The 15,335-nt window shown below is 69.3% G+C and carries 16 protein-coding genes; 10 read left to right on the forward strand and 6 right to left on the reverse strand.

The genetic code is table 11. The annotated features are described in order from the left end of the window. Positions 1–231 precede the first annotated feature (231 nt). From E7T09_RS00190 to E7T09_RS00205, 4 genes are read left to right on the forward strand one after another with little or no spacing between them, the layout of a single operon-like run. Positions 232–1,695, forward strand: coding sequence for an MBL fold metallo-hydrolase RNA specificity domain-containing protein (locus E7T09_RS00190; protein WP_136387146.1), 1,464 nt, complete (start codon positions 232–234; stop codon positions 1,693–1,695). A 31-nt stretch (positions 1,696–1,726) separates the two neighbouring features. Next, complete coding sequence (locus E7T09_RS00195; protein WP_370293582.1) at positions 1,727–2,224, forward strand: DUF3105 domain-containing protein; 498 nt, start codon at positions 1,727–1,729, stop codon at positions 2,222–2,224. 36 nt (positions 2,225–2,260) lie between these two features. Further along, positions 2,261–2,986 carry a DUF6683 family protein gene (locus E7T09_RS00200; RefSeq protein WP_136387147.1) on the forward strand — a complete coding sequence of 242 codons (726 nt, stop codon included), beginning with the start codon at positions 2,261–2,263 and terminating at the stop codon, positions 2,984–2,986. Continuing rightward, a complete protein-coding gene (locus tag E7T09_RS00205) occupies positions 2,983–5,013 on the forward strand; it encodes a hypothetical protein (RefSeq protein ID WP_136387148.1) in 2,031 nt (676 codons plus the stop codon). The genes E7T09_RS00200 and E7T09_RS00205 overlap by 4 nt, the downstream gene beginning before the upstream one ends. A 46-nt stretch (positions 5,014–5,059) precedes the next feature. Here E7T09_RS00205 and obgE read toward each other — a convergent pair whose 3' ends face one another. From obgE to rplU, 3 genes are all read right to left on the reverse strand, one after another. Continuing rightward, entirely contained in the window at positions 5,060–6,385 is a 1,326-nt protein-coding gene (gene obgE / locus E7T09_RS00210; RefSeq protein WP_136387149.1) for a GTPase ObgE, read from the reverse strand. Positions 6,386–6,507: 122 nt separating this feature from the next. Further along, positions 6,508–6,783, reverse strand: a complete 276-nt coding sequence (gene rpmA / locus E7T09_RS00215) for a 50S ribosomal protein L27 (protein WP_136387150.1) — start codon at positions 6,781–6,783, stop codon at positions 6,508–6,510. Between the two features lie 17 nt (positions 6,784–6,800). Beyond that, positions 6,801–7,103 carry a 50S ribosomal protein L21 gene (gene rplU / locus E7T09_RS00220; RefSeq protein ID WP_136387151.1) on the reverse strand — a complete coding sequence of 101 codons (303 nt, stop codon included), beginning with the start codon at positions 7,101–7,103 and terminating at the stop codon, positions 6,801–6,803. Positions 7,104–7,517: 414 nt separating this feature from the next. Between rplU and E7T09_RS00225 the strand changes: the two genes are divergently transcribed. The 4 genes from E7T09_RS00225 (at position 7,518) to E7T09_RS00240 (ending at position 11,124) form a co-directional block, all read left to right on the forward strand. Then, positions 7,518–7,895 carry a YkvA family protein gene (locus tag E7T09_RS00225; RefSeq protein WP_240741537.1) on the forward strand — a complete coding sequence of 126 codons (378 nt, stop codon included), beginning with the start codon at positions 7,518–7,520 and terminating at the stop codon, positions 7,893–7,895. 68 nt (positions 7,896–7,963) lie between these two features. Further along, positions 7,964–9,376 (forward strand): hypothetical protein, encoded by a 1,413-nt coding sequence (locus E7T09_RS00230; RefSeq protein WP_136387152.1) that lies wholly within the window; start codon positions 7,964–7,966, stop codon positions 9,374–9,376. Between the two features lies 1 nt (position 9,377). Then, complete coding sequence (locus tag E7T09_RS00235; RefSeq protein WP_240741538.1) at positions 9,378–10,541, forward strand: YbfB/YjiJ family MFS transporter; 1,164 nt, start codon at positions 9,378–9,380, stop codon at positions 10,539–10,541. Between the two features lie 70 nt (positions 10,542–10,611). Next, the gene (locus tag E7T09_RS00240; protein WP_136387153.1) at positions 10,612–11,124 is read left to right on the forward strand and encodes an RNA 2'-phosphotransferase; all 513 of its coding nucleotides are present in this window, start codon (positions 10,612–10,614) and stop codon (positions 11,122–11,124) included. Here E7T09_RS00240 and E7T09_RS00245 read toward each other — a convergent pair. Further along, positions 11,111–11,746 (reverse strand): DUF4291 domain-containing protein, encoded by a 636-nt coding sequence (locus tag E7T09_RS00245; RefSeq protein ID WP_136387154.1) that lies wholly within the window; start codon positions 11,744–11,746, stop codon positions 11,111–11,113. The genes E7T09_RS00240 and E7T09_RS00245 overlap by 14 nt on opposite strands. 77 nt (positions 11,747–11,823) lie before the next feature. Here E7T09_RS00245 and E7T09_RS00250 point away from each other — a divergent pair, with 77 nt between their 5' ends. Then, positions 11,824–12,579 (forward strand): NAD-dependent deacylase, encoded by a 756-nt coding sequence (locus E7T09_RS00250; protein WP_136387155.1) that lies wholly within the window; start codon positions 11,824–11,826, stop codon positions 12,577–12,579. Beyond that, positions 12,576–13,028, forward strand: coding sequence for a DinB family protein (locus tag E7T09_RS00255; RefSeq protein ID WP_136387156.1), 453 nt, complete (start codon positions 12,576–12,578; stop codon positions 13,026–13,028). Before E7T09_RS00250 ends, E7T09_RS00255 begins: the two co-directional genes overlap by 4 nt. Before the next feature lie 53 nt (positions 13,029–13,081). On the opposite strand, the gene E7T09_RS00260 is transcribed toward E7T09_RS00255, so the two are convergent. Both E7T09_RS00260 and E7T09_RS00265 read right to left on the reverse strand, forming a co-directional pair. Then, on the reverse strand, positions 13,082–14,293 hold the full coding sequence (locus tag E7T09_RS00260) for a VWA domain-containing protein (protein WP_136387157.1): 1,212 nt from the start codon (positions 14,291–14,293) through the stop codon (positions 13,082–13,084). A gap of 90 nt (positions 14,294–14,383) precedes the next feature. Next, on the reverse strand, positions 14,384–15,295 hold the full coding sequence (locus tag E7T09_RS00265; RefSeq protein ID WP_136387158.1) for a hypothetical protein: 912 nt from the start codon (positions 15,293–15,295) through the stop codon (positions 14,384–14,386). Positions 15,296–15,335 lie beyond the last annotated feature (40 nt).

Consider the following 15,335-nt stretch of genomic DNA (forward strand, 5'->3'; position numbering starts at 1 on the left):
TCCAGTGGGCCGCCGTCCCTGGAGGCGTGCATTGATCGGAAAGCTATTCACAGGGCCAACCCGAACGTTGGGCGGAAGTCCAGCGTTTTGGGCAGGCATACCGCACGCTGACGTCCTTCGTGCCTGGTATCGAATTGCACCGCTTGCGGAGAAGGCAAGGGTGACTGGCAGGACAGCGCCGCCGGTCTAGTCTGTTCGGGCTGGATCGTGTAGGGGGGTACACTCCAGGGCATGCACATGAAGAGCTTCGGCGCGGCCCTGACGGTCACGGGCAGCATGCACCTGCTCACGCTGGGCGGCAGCAAGCAGGTGCTGATCGACTGCGGGCTGTTCCAGGGCGGCGATGAGATGGAGGCCCGCAACCGCGAGCCCTTTGATTTCGACGTGCGCGGCCTGGACGGCGTGATCCTCACGCACGCGCACCTGGACCACGTGGGGCGGCTGCCGCTGCTCGTGAAGGGTGGTTACCAGGGGCCCATCCACTGCACCGCGCCCACCGCCGCCCTGGCCGAGACGGTGCTGCTCGACTCCGCGAGGTTGCAGGAGGACGGCTACCGCATGGATCTGCGCCACGCCCGCCGTCAGGGCCGTGAACACGAGATTCTGCCCCCCCTGTACGAGGAAGCGGACGTGCACCGCACCCTGGCCCTGCTGCGCCCGGACCTGGACTTCGGGCAGACCACGAGCGTGGCGGGCCTCCAGGTCACGCCGCAGCGGGCCGGGCATATTCTGGGCAGCGCGTACCTGGTGATCGAGAGCAGTGAGGGCCGCCTGATCATGTCGGGCGACCTCGGAAACCGCGAGAGTGGGTTGCAGATCGACTTCACGCCGCCCCCCGAGGCGGACGCGGTGGTCATCGAGACGACCTACGCCAACCGCAGCCACCGTCCGTGGAACGAGACCCTGACCGAGTTCCGGGACGCGCTGCGCGCCGCCGTGCGTGCCAACGGCAAGATCCTGATTCCCACTTTCGCCATCGAGCGCGCCCAGGTGATCCTGTACACCCTCAAGCACCTGATGGACGCCGGCGAGGTGCCGCGCATCCCGGTGTTCCTCGATTCCCCCATGGCGACCCGCGCCACCAACGAGTACTTCGAGTTCGGCGACGAACTCATCCCCCCCGTACGAGACGCCCTGCGCGCCGGCGAGGACCCTTTCCGGCCCAGCACGCTGCACGTGGTGCCCACCAGCGCCGAGTCGCAGCGCCTGAACCGCTACGATGGCCCCGCGATCATCATGGCGGGCAACGGCATGATGACCGGCGGACGCATCCAGCATCACCTCAAGCATCACCTCTGGAAGCCCAGCACCACCCTGATCATCGTGTCGTACCAGTCGCCCAGTTCGCTGGGGGGCCGGATCGTGACCGGCGCGGATCACGTGCGGATCATGGGCGAGGACATCGCCGTGCAGGCCCATGTGCACACCATCGGCGGCTTCAGCGCGCACGCGGATCAGGACGACCTGCTGGCCTTCCTGGGTACCACCGGCACCCCGCACGTGTGGCTGGTACACGGCGAGCCAGAGGTGATGGACGCCTTCGTGCCTGTGCTGGCACAGCGCGGCCTCAAGGGTGACCTCGTTCCGGATCGCCAGGAGGTCGACCTGCTGGGCAGCGGGTTCACGCAGGGCCGCCCGCCCGGCCTGGTGCTGGACGGCACGGTCGACGCCGCGAGGGCCGAGGGCGGCGAATAGGTCTCACGGGCGGTGGGGTACCCTGGACGGGATGATGCGCGCCGCGTTCCCCCTGCTGCTCCTGCTGCCCCTGACCGCCTGCGGTTCCAAGGGCATCGAGGGCGTCCAGACCTACACGTACCCGGCCGGTGACCACCGCAGCGGCTCCCTGGTGTACTCCGAGACCCCCCCGGCCGGCGGGGCACACAACCCCATCTGGCAGAACTGCGGCGTGTATTCGCAGCCGCTGTACAACGAGTACGCGGTGCACAGCCTGGAGCACGGCGCGGTCTGGATCACGTACCAGCCGACCCTGGACGCCGCGCAGGTCGACACCCTCAAGAAACTGGTGGATGGCCGCCCGTACACCCTGCTCAGTCCCTACGACGGCCTGCCCAGCCCGGTCGTGATCAGCGCGTGGGGCGCGCAGCTCAAGGTCGACAAGGCCGACGACAGCCGTTTGAAGGCCTTCCTCGACAAGTACGAGCAGGGCCCCACCGCACCTGAACGCGGGGCCGCATGCTCCGGCGGGTACTCCGGCACGCGATAGACCGGACTGGCCGACCATTCCATTCCAGGAGACACGATGCCGAACGGACCTTCCCGTACCCGACACGCGCTGCGTTCCCTGCTGCTGCTCAGCGCCCTCGCCCTTTCCCACGCGTCGGCCCAGACGACACCCGCGACCACGGCGCCAGTCCCCGCTGGGCTGTCCGGCTCGGTCTTCAAGCTGATGGGTCAGGTGGGCACCCCGCCCGCTGCGTCCACGCCGAAGGCCGCCGTGCTGACCTTCAAACCCTCGGCCCAGGTGCGCCAGAAGGCGATCGATGACTTCCTGACGTTGGTGGCCGGGCAGAGTCCGGACCTCGCGGCCGAACTGCGAAAGACCCTGGCGGGCACCGACCTCTTCGCCCAGATCGAGAAAGAGGAGCGGCGGCTGTTCGGCCCCGGCATGAGCGTGAACAACGTGGCCGACGCCTGGGCCACCTACTGGGGCTACGCGTGGCTGATGACCCGCCGCCGCACCGACGATCCCACGCCCCGCCAGATGCAGGGCCTGCGCGCCCAGTTTCAGTCCCTGCTGCTCCAAGTACCCGGCGTGACCGGGAGCACCGACGCCGCCCGGCAGCAGCTGAGCGACCCGCTGACCCTCCAGGTCGTGCTGTACGGGCTGCTGGCCGAGGCATGGAAGGATCAGCCGCAAGCTCTGGCACAGTTCGGTGACCAGCTGGCCCAGACCTCCCGTGACCTGGGCTTCGACCTGACCCTGCTGACCCTGACCGACCAGGGCTTCGTGGTGCAGAAGAAATGACCACGACCACAGCGCGTCGGTCTGCCCTCCCAGCGGTGGCTCCGTGGAGCGGGGTCGTTCCGGTGATCCGGCGCGTGCTCCTGTCCGCCCTCCTGCTCGCCCTGCTCGGCTTTCCGGTGCAGGCCGCGAAGGTGGGCAGCGCCACCTACGTGGCCCCGGACGGCTGGACGGCCAGCGTTGCCAGCGGCATGGCGACCCTCGCGCCCTCCGGTGGCGTCTCGGCCGGGCTGATGCTCGTCATTCCCGACCAGAAGGTCAGCGGCGAGGCCAGGACGTGGTTCGCGGCCACCGTGAAGCAGCTGTCCAGCGATGGGCAGGTCACGGATCAGAGTGACGTGACGGCAACGACTTCCGGCGGCGTGACCCTGCTGGCCGCCGCCAGCACCGTCAAGCTGGCCCAGACCACGCAGTACCGCTTCTACACCGCCCGCCTGTCGGGCACCGGCACGGCCACGGTCTACGTGCTGGTCACCCCCACACTCGAGGCCTTCAAGCGGTACCAGACCGATTACGTGTCGCTGATCCGCTCGGCCGCGCCGGCAACGGCAAGTGGTGGAGCGGCCACGGGGAGCAGTCCGGCGGGCGGCCCCCTGACCGGAACGAAAACGGCCTTGCCCGCCGTCAAGCCCATGAACGCCGCGCAGTTCATCGCGGCGGGAGGAAATCCGGAGGTGGCCGTGATCCCCGATGAATTCCGCTGTTACCAGGAGAAGGGTGGCAGCAGCCTCACGCCGGAACTGACCGTCCAGATCCTGTCTGGCGGCAAGTACCGTACGGCGTATGGCTCGGGCAGCTACACGGTTCACAAGGACAGCAGCCTGATCAAGACCGACTGGATGGGCGGCCCGCTGGACGGCGCCTATGGCTACCTGACCTTCGGGAACGACGGCCAGACCCTGAGCCTGCGCGACGTGGGCGAGGCCCAACTCGACACCGCCCTGAGGTTCGAGTGCTACCAGCGCGGCCCGCGCGAGAACCGGCAGTTGCTGGAGTTCCGGCTCCGCACGCCCGCCGTGGCCTCCTATCCCTGCACCCTGACCGACGGCAGCGGCAAGGGCGGCGGCACCCTGGAGATTCTCGCGGCCGGTGCGTACCGCCTGGGGGGGCAGGGGGGCCGGTACAGCACGGATTTCCGCAGCGATCAGGATCAGGACTGGAGTTCCCTGGACTTCACGGGCGGCCCGCTGGACGACACGAGCGGCACCTACCAGGAGGACGCGATGGGCGTGCGTACCCTGCGGATCTCCAGCCCGAAACGCGAGTGCATGAAGGCCGTGAAGCCCACGCCGATTCCCCGCTACGGCACGGCCAAAGCGCCCGCCCCGCCGAAGGGCAGCGGTGGCCTGAGCGGCGCGTATGCCCGCTGGTACCCGGATCCGCTCGCCGCCTCGGGCTATGGCGGGTGCGGCGGCCTGTGCTGGGACGTGTACGTCTTCGACAAGGCCGGGTACGTGTACCCGCACGAACCCGATCGGGGTCTCGATGAGGCCGACTGTACCCGCACGCATCCGAACGGCCTGCCGGTGTGCGAGGTGTACCGTGTGCAGGGCGGCCAGATCGTGATCGGTCAGGACAAGCCCATGACCCTGGCCAAGTCGGGCGCGGCCCTGAAGCTCGGTGGCGACACCTACCAGCCCCTGCTCAAGCTGGACGGCCTGAAGCTGAACGGCGCGTACGAGTCGAAGTCCTTCGTGGGCGGCGGTACGAGCACCGTGAGTGGTGCGTTCCAGACGAACCTGACGTTGACGCCGCAGGGGCGCTTCAGCCGCGAACGCAGCGGCGGCGTGAGCGCGACCACCACCGACACCGGGACGAACCTGGGCACCGTGACTGGCGGCGTGACCGTCACCACCGAGCGGCAGAACAGCGGCACGTACCGCGTCACGGGCTACACCCTGGAACTCACGTACGGCGACGGGCACGTCGAGCGCCTGTTCGCCTACACGCTGCCGGACAAGAGCGGCAGGCCGGATCTGGGCCTGCTGCGGCTGGGCGGATCGACCTACACGATCCCCGATAAGAAGTAGCGCCGGGGCAGGGGATCCCCGCCGCCGGCGCGCTCAGTGGGCATGGTCAGTCGCGCTGATCCTCATCGTCGAAGTATTCGAAGCGGTGCGCGCCGATCTCGACCGTATCGCCCGCGCGGGCGCCGGCGCGCCTCAGGGCGTTGTACAGGCCCTGGCGCTTGAACACGCCGCCCAGGTATTCGGAGGCGTCCTCCAGGTACCGCGAGAAGCGCGTGATGCGCGCCTCGAAGCCGCCGCCATGCACCGACCAGACCCGCTCGGGCTGGCCGTCGTTGATGATGCCCACGCCTCGCGCGGCCGGATCGATGCGGAACTCGACCCGCAGGGGTTCCTCGACCACCGTGTCGGGCTCCAGCTCCAGCGCGTGCCGCTCCGTCCACAGTTCGAAGGCGGGCATCATCTGGAACAGCGTCTCGCGCATCTCCGGCAGGCCCAGGCCTTCCTTGGCGCTGACCTTCAGCACGGGCAGGCCGAACTCCGAGAGTTCATCCTCGACCATGGTCGCCAGATCCGCCTCGACCAGTTCCACCTTGTTCAGCGCCACCATCGCCACGTTCTCCAGCAGCGTCGGATCGTACGCCTGCAACTCGGCCTGCAACGAGCGCAGTTCCTCCACCGGGTTGCGGGTCACGTCCAGCACGTACACCAGCAGGCGCGTGCGGCTGATGTGGCGCAGAAATTCCAGGCCCAGGCCCTTGCCCTCGCTGGCGCCCTCGATGATGCCCGGAATGTCCGCCATGGTGAAGCGCTCGTCCTGGCCGTCACGCGCCACCACGCCCAGAATCGGCGACAGGGTCGTGAACGGGTACTCCGCGATCATGGGGTTTGCCCGCGACAGGGCCGCCAGCAGGCTGCTCTTGCCCGCGTTCGGGTACCCGACCAGGCCCACGTCCGCGATCAATCTCAGTTCCAGCCGCACGCGGCGCTTCTGTCCCGGCACGCCCAGCTCCGCGAACCTCGGGGCCTGACGCGTGGAACTCGTGAACGTGCTGTTCCCGCGCCCGCCCTGTCCACCCTGCGCGATGATCTTCTCCTGCCCGACCGTCACGAGGTCTGCCAGCACGCGGCCGCTGTCCTCGTCGAAGGCCGTGGTGCCTACCGGCACGTCGATGTAGATGTCCTCGCCGTCCGACCCCTGGCGCAGGCGGCCCTCGCCGTACGCGCCGTTCTGCGCCTTGAACTTCCGGCGACCCAGCAGGCGCTCCAGCGACTCCACGCCCTCGATCGCCCGCAGGATGATGTCCCCACCCTTCCCGCCGTGCCCGCCGTCCGGGCCGCCCTTCTCCATGTACTTCGCCCGGTGGAAGCTCATGGAGCCGTCGCCGCCGTTCCCGGCGTTCACCTCAATATTCAGTACGTCACGAAACGCCATCTTGCTCCCTCTGTGTTGTGATGCCCTGTGTTATGAACGCCGTAAAAACGTGCTTCTGGCGCTGCAAAAGAAAATGCGCCCTGCCCTTCTTTGCGGGCAGGGCGCACTGGAACAGCTGGACTTCAGTCTGCTGCGATCTCGGCCTGCACGGGTTCGACGCTGATGAAGCGGCCGGTGCGGCCACGGTTGGTGAACACGACCTTGCCCGCTTCGAGCGCGAACAGGGTGTGGTCGCGGCCCATGCCCACGTTCGGGCCGGCCTTGAATTTCGTGCCGCGCTGGCGAACCAGGATGTTGCCGGCCAGCACGACCTCGCCGCCGAACTTCTTGACGCCCAGCATCTTGGGCTGGCTGTCACGTCCGTTCTTGGACGAACCTACGCCTTTCTTGTGTGCCATGTCGTCTCAGCCTCCCCTTAACCCTTGATCCCGGTGATCTTCAGGGTGGTGTAGTCCTGGCGGTGGCCAGTGCGGCGGCGGAACTGCACGCCGCTCTTGTACTTGCGGATGTAGATCTTGGGGCCACGGCCGTGCTCCACGACCTCGGCGTTCACCACGAACTTGCTGACGGCGTCGCCGAACAGGGCCTGGTCTCCGCCCACGAACAGGGGCGTCAGGTCGAGCTTGTCGCCCGCTTCACCCCTGAGGCTCTCGACGTGGATCACGTCGCCCTCGGAGACGCGGTACTGCTTTCCACCGGTTTGAATGATTGCAAACATGTTTCTCTCCTGCCTTGCCGCGCTCCGGAACGCTGCCCGGAGTCGCTGGACTGCTGTGCCCTGCTCGCACCCGCCGCCTGGCGGGTCACCAAACAGGGACTGTAGCACATCCGGGCGGACACTGGGAAGCAGAGGAACACGCCCGAAACCGGAAGGTGAGGAACCGGTGACGGGCAGGGCAGTCAGCACACACCCCGCAGGTGGGGGTGAAGGCGTGCGTGAGTGCGTGTTCCCGTCATCGTTACGTGTCCTCGCGGTACACGTGGACTCGCCGGGGCGAGCTCGGTTCCTGATTCCTCCGGGCGGCGCACCCTGGCGGGCGGCCGCTGCAAGCCAGGAGTGTACCAGTTCGCCGGGCTCCGCGTAAAGCGGCGGGCACCGGAACTTTCCCCGGCCGGGCCGCGTATTCACCCCGTGATCCTGTCTCCTGTGCTGGCCCGCCTCCGTCCCATCTGGCGCGACGCGCTCGCGCTGCTGTATGCCGTCCGTGACCGCCGTACCCCGGACCGCGCTAAATGGATCGCGGCCGGAGCGCTGCTGTACGCCCTGAGCCCAGTCGACCTGCTGCCGGACGGCGTGCCCCTGCTCGGCCTGGGTGACGATCTGGTGATCGTTCCCGCCCTACTGGCCTTCGCGGCGCGCGGCTTGCCCGCCCCGGTGCTCGCGGACGCGCGCCTGCGCTCGGCTCGGCTGGGCCGGCAGGTGCCGTGGCTGCTGCCCACCCTGGTCGGCCCGCTGGTGCTGGGCGGCGTGCTGGTTCTCTGGGGAGTGCTGCGGTTCCTGCGGGGCTGAGCCTTCCGCCGTCGGGGGCTGTTCGGGTCACTCCGGAACGCGGTGCCTGCGCGCTATCCTGAGGAAGAATGATTGACGCGGCCACCACCTGGCACCAGGCCACTGCGGCGCTCGCCACCGGCGAGTACGACTCGGCCTTCGACGTGCTGGAACACGCCATGAATGAGGCCAGCAAGGACGTCCGCGCCCGGCTGGCCCTGTACCTGGGCAGCATGCACACCCTGTACGGCGACGCCGCCACCGAACCCCTGGGCGCGGCCCTGCAGGAGGCCCGCACCCTGAACCCCGCCCTGCGCAGCGATCCGCTGTACCAGGCGCTGTCGGCCGAGCTGGACGCCCGCACCCGCGGCCCGGACGCCGCCGCGCCGCCCCCCCTGGCGACCGGCGCGGCCGATCCGCTCGCCCGGTACCACGCCATCTGCGCGCTGGCCCTGTCCGAACGGCAGCAGGAAGCCCTGGACGTGACCCTGGCCAGCACCGAGCTGCCCGAGCACCTGCGCTGGCGCCTGCGCTCGTGGCAGGCCGACGCGCAGGAACAACTGGGCCACACCCAGGACGCCGTGCTGCTGTATGCAGAGGCGGCGCACCTCGCGCAGGGGGTCGACCGGGCCACCATGCTCCAGGAACAGGCGGCGCTGCTGATCCAGCAGGGCCAGCCGGAGAACGCGAAGACTGTGCTCGATCAGGCGCGGCCCCTGTACCCGCAGCGGCCCGGCGAGGACGAGGCGCTGGGCCTGGCCACCTGGCATTACCTGCGCGCCCAGGCGCTGCTGAACCTGAACCAGCCGGACGCCGCGTTCGACATGATCCGCGAGGCCGACCGCCTGGAACGCGAGCACGGCGACCCGAGTTACGGCGTGTCGCTGGTGCGCGGCCAGATCCTCACGCAGCTGGGGCGCCAGGAGGAAGCGCTGGAGGCATTCGCGGACGCCCTGAAACTCGCCGGTGATGCCGACCGGCCCTACGCGAACCACGAGCTGGGCGTGGCGCTGCTCGATCTCGACCGGCCCGTCGAGGCGCGCGAGAAGCTGGAAGCGGTGCTGAACGAACCCGAGTACCCGTACCACCCGGAGGTGCTGGCCGACATCGCCGAGTGTGATTACCGCCTGGGGCGGTTGCAGGAAGCGCAGCTGGAAGCCGAGCAGGCCCTCGCGCAGGGGGCCGTCGTGCCCGCCAGCCTGGTGCTGGGATCCGTCGCCATGGATTACTTTCAGCTGGACGACGCCCTGGAACACTACGAGCGCGTGATCCGCGAGGCCGCTCCGGACAGCCGCGACTGGATTACCGGGCACCAGATGGCCGCCGACGTGATGGCGCAGCAGGGCTTCCCGAACCCCGCCGCCGCCTACGCGCACGCGCAGCAGGCCCTGGCCTCCACCCCGGAAAGCGACGACTGGCACGTCACGCTGCAAGATCACCTGCGCAAGGCCGAGGCGATGATGGAACAGGGCGGCGCGCCGGGTGGCCGCATGCTGAACTGACGTGACCCGGCCGGTGGCCGCCCGGACAGCCCTGCTGGACATGCTGGCCCTGTCGCTGGGCGGGGCGGTCGCGCTGGGCTTCGCCCGCTTCGCATACGCGCTGCTGCTGCCCGTCATGCGCGCCGACCTGGGCTGGTCGTTCACGCTGGCGGGGGCCATGAACGCCGCGAACGCCCTGGGCTACCTGCTGGGCGCCCTGACCGCCACGTCCCTGACCGCCCGCTGGGGTCTAAAACGCGTCTTCCTCGGCGGCCTGATGCTGACGGCCGCTTCGCTCCTCGCCTGTGCGCTCACGGGCCTGAGCCTCCCGCTGCTGCTCGTGCGTCTGCTGGCCGGCCTGGGCGGAGCCCTGGTCTTCGTCAGCGGCGGGGGCCTCGCGGCCCTGGCGGCGCGCGCCCATCCGGAACGCAGCGCGCTCCTGCTGGGCGTGTTCTACGGCGGCAGCGGCATCGGGATCATGCTGTCGGCGCTACTGCTCCCGCCCCTGCTCGCGGATGGCTGGCGGAGCGCGTGGGTGGCCCTGGGCCTCGCGTCGCTGGCCTGCCTGCTGCTGACCCTGCGGCCCCTCACACGCTTTCCGGAGCGTGGCCTGGGGGCGCCGGCGGGGCAGACGCCCGCCTCGCTGCGCCCGCTGGCGTGGACTCTGGCCGCCTACACCTGCTTTGGCATCGGGTATATCGCGTACATGACCTTCATCGTCGCGTTCCTGCGCGCCAATGGAGCCGGCCCGCTGGTCACACCGTTCTGGGCGGTGCTGGGCATGGCGGTCGTCGTGAATCCAGTGGTCTGGCGAAGCCTCGCCACGTCCGCCCGTGGCGCGCGGGCCATGACCGCGCAGATGCTCACGCTTGCCGCCGGGGCCACGCTGCCTCTGCTCAGCACGCACCCCGCCGCCCTGTTCGCGTCGGGCATCCTGTTCGGCCTGAGCTTCCTGGCCGTCGTGACCTTCACCACCATCATCACCCGGCGGGTGCTGCCGGAACACGTCTGGGCGCGCGGCATCGCGGCCTTCACGGTCGTGTTCGCCGCCGGGCAGGTCAGCGGCCCGCTCCTCACCGGCCTCCTGGCCGACAGCGCGGGCGGCCTGCGTCTGGGCCTGGGCGTCAGCGCCCTGGTACTGCTGCTCGGGGCGGGCCTGGCCCTGCGGCAACCCGATCCGGGCTGAGCCATCCGGCGTGGCGGCCGCCGGGCATCTGGCCGATGTCGCCCACGAGGCCACAGGGGAGACTGCTCCCATGACCGATCTGACCCTCTCGAAACGACTGTCGTACCTGCTGCGGCACGCCCCGCAGGAGGCGGGCCTGACGCTGGCTGCCGGCGGCTGGGTGCCGCTGGAGCCCCTGCTGGCGCACCTGCACGTGACCCGCGCCGATGTCGAACGCGTCGTGGCTGGCAGCGACAAGACCCGCTTCAGCCTGCGCGGCGACCACATCCGCGCCAACCAGGGGCACAGCGTCCCGGTCGACCTGGAACTCCAGGCGGTCACCCCCCCCGAGTTGCTGTACCACGGCACGCACCCCGGCGCGCTGGACGCCATCCGCCGGGACGGAGTGAAGGCGATGACCCGCCACCACGTCCACCTCTCGCCCGATCAGGACACCGCACGCAGGGTCGGCGCGCGGCGGGGGAAGCCGGTAGTCCTCACCGTCAGGGCAGGGGAGATGCACGCCGCTGGGCATGCGTTTTTCGTGAGTGAGAATGGCGTCTGGCTGACGGACACGGTTCCGCCGGCATTCATTCAGGAGTGAGGCCGAGCCGCTGCCGCGTACCTGGGTCGCTGACCGGATACACGTCCTCCGCTGGTGTGACCAGCCGTTCCAGCCGGTCGAGGTTCCCGCGCTGTTCGTGGACGAAGGCCGTGACGTCCTCCACGCTCACCAGCCATTCGTCACCGAAGCGGCGCAGCGTCTCGCCGCGCAGGCCCAGTTGAAGGGCACGGCGGGCCAGCGGCCTTCCGTCCGGCGCGTTATCCGGATCCCATTGCAGGCGCACATTCGAGGTGGCCACCGCCTCTTTCCACTCGTCGGCCGTGAGGTGTGGGGCGGCGGTGGCCGAGGACGCCACCGCGTCCCGGAGGAGCGAATCGAAGTGCACCCTTGGAAGGGTCAGGGCCAGCACATGGGTCTGGCCGTCCTTGCTGGCCCAGCCAGAGCGGGACATCATCCACAGAAAATTGGGTTTGATCCAGCTCATGCGCGTGAAACTGAAGCCGCCGCCGAAGCGGCCTGTTTCCACCGCGTATTTCGCGATTTCGGGCCGGTAGGCCTGATAGACGACGATGTGCTCCGCATCGGACTGCGACAGGATGTGCTTTCCCTGCTCCGGCCAGCGGGCTGCTTGCGGGGCATAGGGTTCCGTTCGGAGGTTCATCCCCACACTCTGCCGTTGTGGCGCGCGTGGCCCAAGCGTCAGGTGGCCCACGCCATTGCACGCGTTAGCCTGCGCGCATGGATCTTGCTCAAGCCCGTGCCGCCCTGCACGCCGCTCGCCGCGTGGCGGTGCTGACCGGCGCGGGTGTGAGTGCTGAGAGTGGCATTCCAACGTTCCGCGATGCGCAGACCGGTCACTGGGCGCGCTTCCGTCCGGAAGACCTCGCCAGCCCTCCCGCCTATGCGCGCGATCCTGAGATGGTCTGGGAGTGGTACGCGGGCCGTTACCGCGACGTGCTGGCCGCGCAGCCGAACGCCGCGCACCACCTGCTGGCCCGGCTGGAACGCGAGAAGGGCGCGGGCTTCTTCCTGGCGACGCAGAACGTGGACGGCCTGCATGAACGCGCCGGGAGCGGCCAGGGCGGCGGGCGCATGGTGGAACTGCACGGGAACCTCCTGACGGCGCGGGACGAGGTGACGGGCGCGGTGCTTCCGTTGCCCGCCCCAGACCTGCTGGTCACGCCGCCGACCTCACCGGGCGGGAACCGCATGCGGCCGAACATCGTGTGGTTCGGCGAATACCTGCCGGAAGAGGCCCTGCACGCGGCCACCCGCGCCTTCCAGGCGGCCGACGTGGCCCTGATCGTCGGCACGAGCGGCGCGGTGTACCCGGCCGCCGGCCTGGCCGGGGAAACCCGTTACGCGGGCGGCATCGTCATTGAGGTCAACCCGGACGAGACCGAGCTCTCGCACCTCATGACGTATTGCGTGCGCGACGTGGCCTCGCGTGGGCTGGCAGCCCTGCTGGACGGCGGGCGTATGCTGACTTCATGAGCCAAGTCGATCGTCATGCCCGCCAGTTCCAGATGCACCGCGCCGCCCTGATCGACCTGTACGCGAACCTGCCCGAAGAGCACGCGAACTTCAGCGCCTGGGATGGCGGTATGACCTTCCTGCGGCTGGCCGATCATCTGGCGGGCAGCGCGGGGCGCGTCGTCAGCATGGCGCGTGGCGAGACGCCCGGTGCGCCGCCAGCGCCCAGTGAGAGCCTGGCCGACGCGCGGGATCGTCTGGAGCACAGCCAGGAGAACGTGCTGGCCACCATCCGCGCCCTGAGCGACGACGACCTGACGCGGCGGGGGCCGGGGGTCGGCGGGCAGGAGATGGCCGTGTCGGAGCTGCTCGACATGCTCGTCACGCACGAGGCGCACCACAAGGGACAGGTGTGGACGATGGCCCGCATGGTGGGCCTCACGCCCGGCCGCTACGTCAAGATGGGGTAAGACGAACGCCGGGCGTTGAGAGAGCCACACGCTCAACGCCCGGCGTTCTGGGTTCAGTTGATCATCTTGGTCTTGTTGGTCATGAAGTCCATCAGGACGTACTGGCCGATGTTGTGCGGCGTGGTGAAGTACGCCTTGCCCTTGGTCATCTCGGACACCCGGCGCACGAAGCCCACCAGTTCCGGGTCGCGGGCGAGCATGAAGGTATTGACCTGGATGCCGCTGCGGCGGCAGTTGGCCACCTCACGCAGGGTGGCGCCCAGCACGTAGGGGTCGAGGCCGTAGGCGTTCTTGTAGATGCGGCCGTCGGGCAGCGTGAGGGCCGAGGGCTTGCCGTCGGTGATCATCACGATCTGCTTCATGTCCTTGTTCTCGCGCTTCAGGAGCTGCTGCGCCAGCCGCAGGCCGCCCGCCGTATTGGTGTGGTACGGCCCGATCTGTGCCTGCGCCAGCTTGTGCACCGGCACCTCCTCGGCGGAGTCGTGGAACAGCACGAACTTCACGGTGTCGCCCGGGTACTGCGTGCGGATCAGGTGCGCCAACGCCAGCGCGACCTGCTTGGCGGGCGTGAAGCGGTCCTCGCCGTACAGGATCATGGAGTGCGAGCAGTCCAGCAGCACGACCGTGGCCGCCGAGGAGTTGTACTCGGCCTGCCGGATCACCAGGTCGCTTTCCTCCAGGTTGTCGAAGCCCTTGCTGATCACGTTGCCCAGGGTGGCGGTCGTGTCGAGGTTCATGGTGTCGCCGAATTCGTAGTTCTTGAGTTCGCCGGTCATCTCGACGCCACTGGCGTACTCGCGGGTGTCGTGTGCGCCCGCGCTGCTGCGGCCCAGGCCGCCCATCAGGTCGCGCAGGCTCTTGTAGCCCAGGAAGTCGATGCTCTTGTCCGTCAGGTTGAACTTGGCGTCGCCGGGATCGCCGTTGCCGCCCTGGCCCTCGCCGTCCTCGAACTCCTTGCGGATGAAGCCGTCCTGCTGGAGCCGGTCCATCAGGCGCTCGATCTGCTGGCCCAGCGGCGTCTGGCGGACGTCGTCGGCCTGCATGGCCTCCATCAGCTGGTCTTCCGGGATCATGTTCCGTTCGGCCAGGGCCTCCAGGATCGCGTCGAACAGGTCGTCCATGCTGGGGCGCGCGTTCGGATCCGGGTCGTACGGATCGTTCATGCCCTGCCCGAGCAGCGCTTCCTGGATCATCTGCATGAGTTCGCTGGAGTCGAGCTGATCCAGTTCGCCCTCGAATTTGCTGTACCGGGTGATGCGGGCCATGAAAACCTCCGTTCACCACAGCATGGCGCGTTTGCGGGGCGGCATTTGTAACGGGCGGTCAGGTGTGCAGGCGCTGCCGGGCGTCGTTCGTCACGCCGGGCGGAACTCGCTGCGCTGCTCAATGGTCAGCGTCAAGGTGACCTGCACGCCGCGCGAGACGAGCGTGACGTGCACGGGCAGGCGCGTCTCGCTGCTCGTGGTCTGTGTCAGGCCGTCCCGGCGGAGGGTCATGGTGCCGGTTCCCTGCGCTTCCCCGACGGCGCTGCCCAGGGTGAAGGTCACGCGCGGCAGGGTGCCCTGGCCTCCGGTCGTCAGCGTCCACGGACCGTAGGCGCGCTGGATGGCCGTGCCCTGCTGTCCATCGGCGTCCGGAGCGGAAGGCATGGACGTGGTGGCGACCGGCACGGGTGCGGCCTGCACGCCCTGCATCAGGGCCATGCGCGTGTCCGGCCCGGCCAGCGCCCGCAGCAGCAGGTCGAGCAGCGGCGCCGCGTTCAGGTCGCCCGTCAGTGGAACCGGGCCGCCACTCCACGCGCCGTCCAGCGGCCAGCCGGGCGGCAGGGGGGCAGCTTCACCCTGGATGGGCTCCAGCTGCTCCGGGCCGCTCCCGCCATCCGCGCCCAGCGTGCGGGTCGAGCGTGCGGTGGCCGCCACGCCGCCTTCCGGGGCGAGCACCAGCGTGGTTCGCAGGGTGATGTCCTGCGCGCTGCGGGCGGTCACCACCGTGAACGCCTTCCCATCCAGCGTGAGTGTCCAGTCGGGCGCGGCGCGGCCCAGATCCCGGCGGATGGCGGCCAGCGTCGCCGGATCGACCGCAGTGCCCTCCACAGCGCTGGCCCGCACGTCCGAGATGGTCACGCGCGTGGTCGTGGTCAGGCGGCCTACGCTGGACGCGCCCACCGCCGCGCCGGGCCGCACCGGAGCCTGCGCCGCCGCCAGGCCACCCAGCAGGGAGCCGACCAGCAGAACCATACGGGAGCCAGCGCGCAGGGTGGACGTCACCCGTCCAGCGTACAGGGCGCGGCGTCCGGCACCGTCACGC

Source organism: Deinococcus sp. KSM4-11, assembly GCF_004801415.1.
GTDB lineage: Bacteria > Deinococcota > Deinococci > Deinococcales > Deinococcaceae > Deinococcus.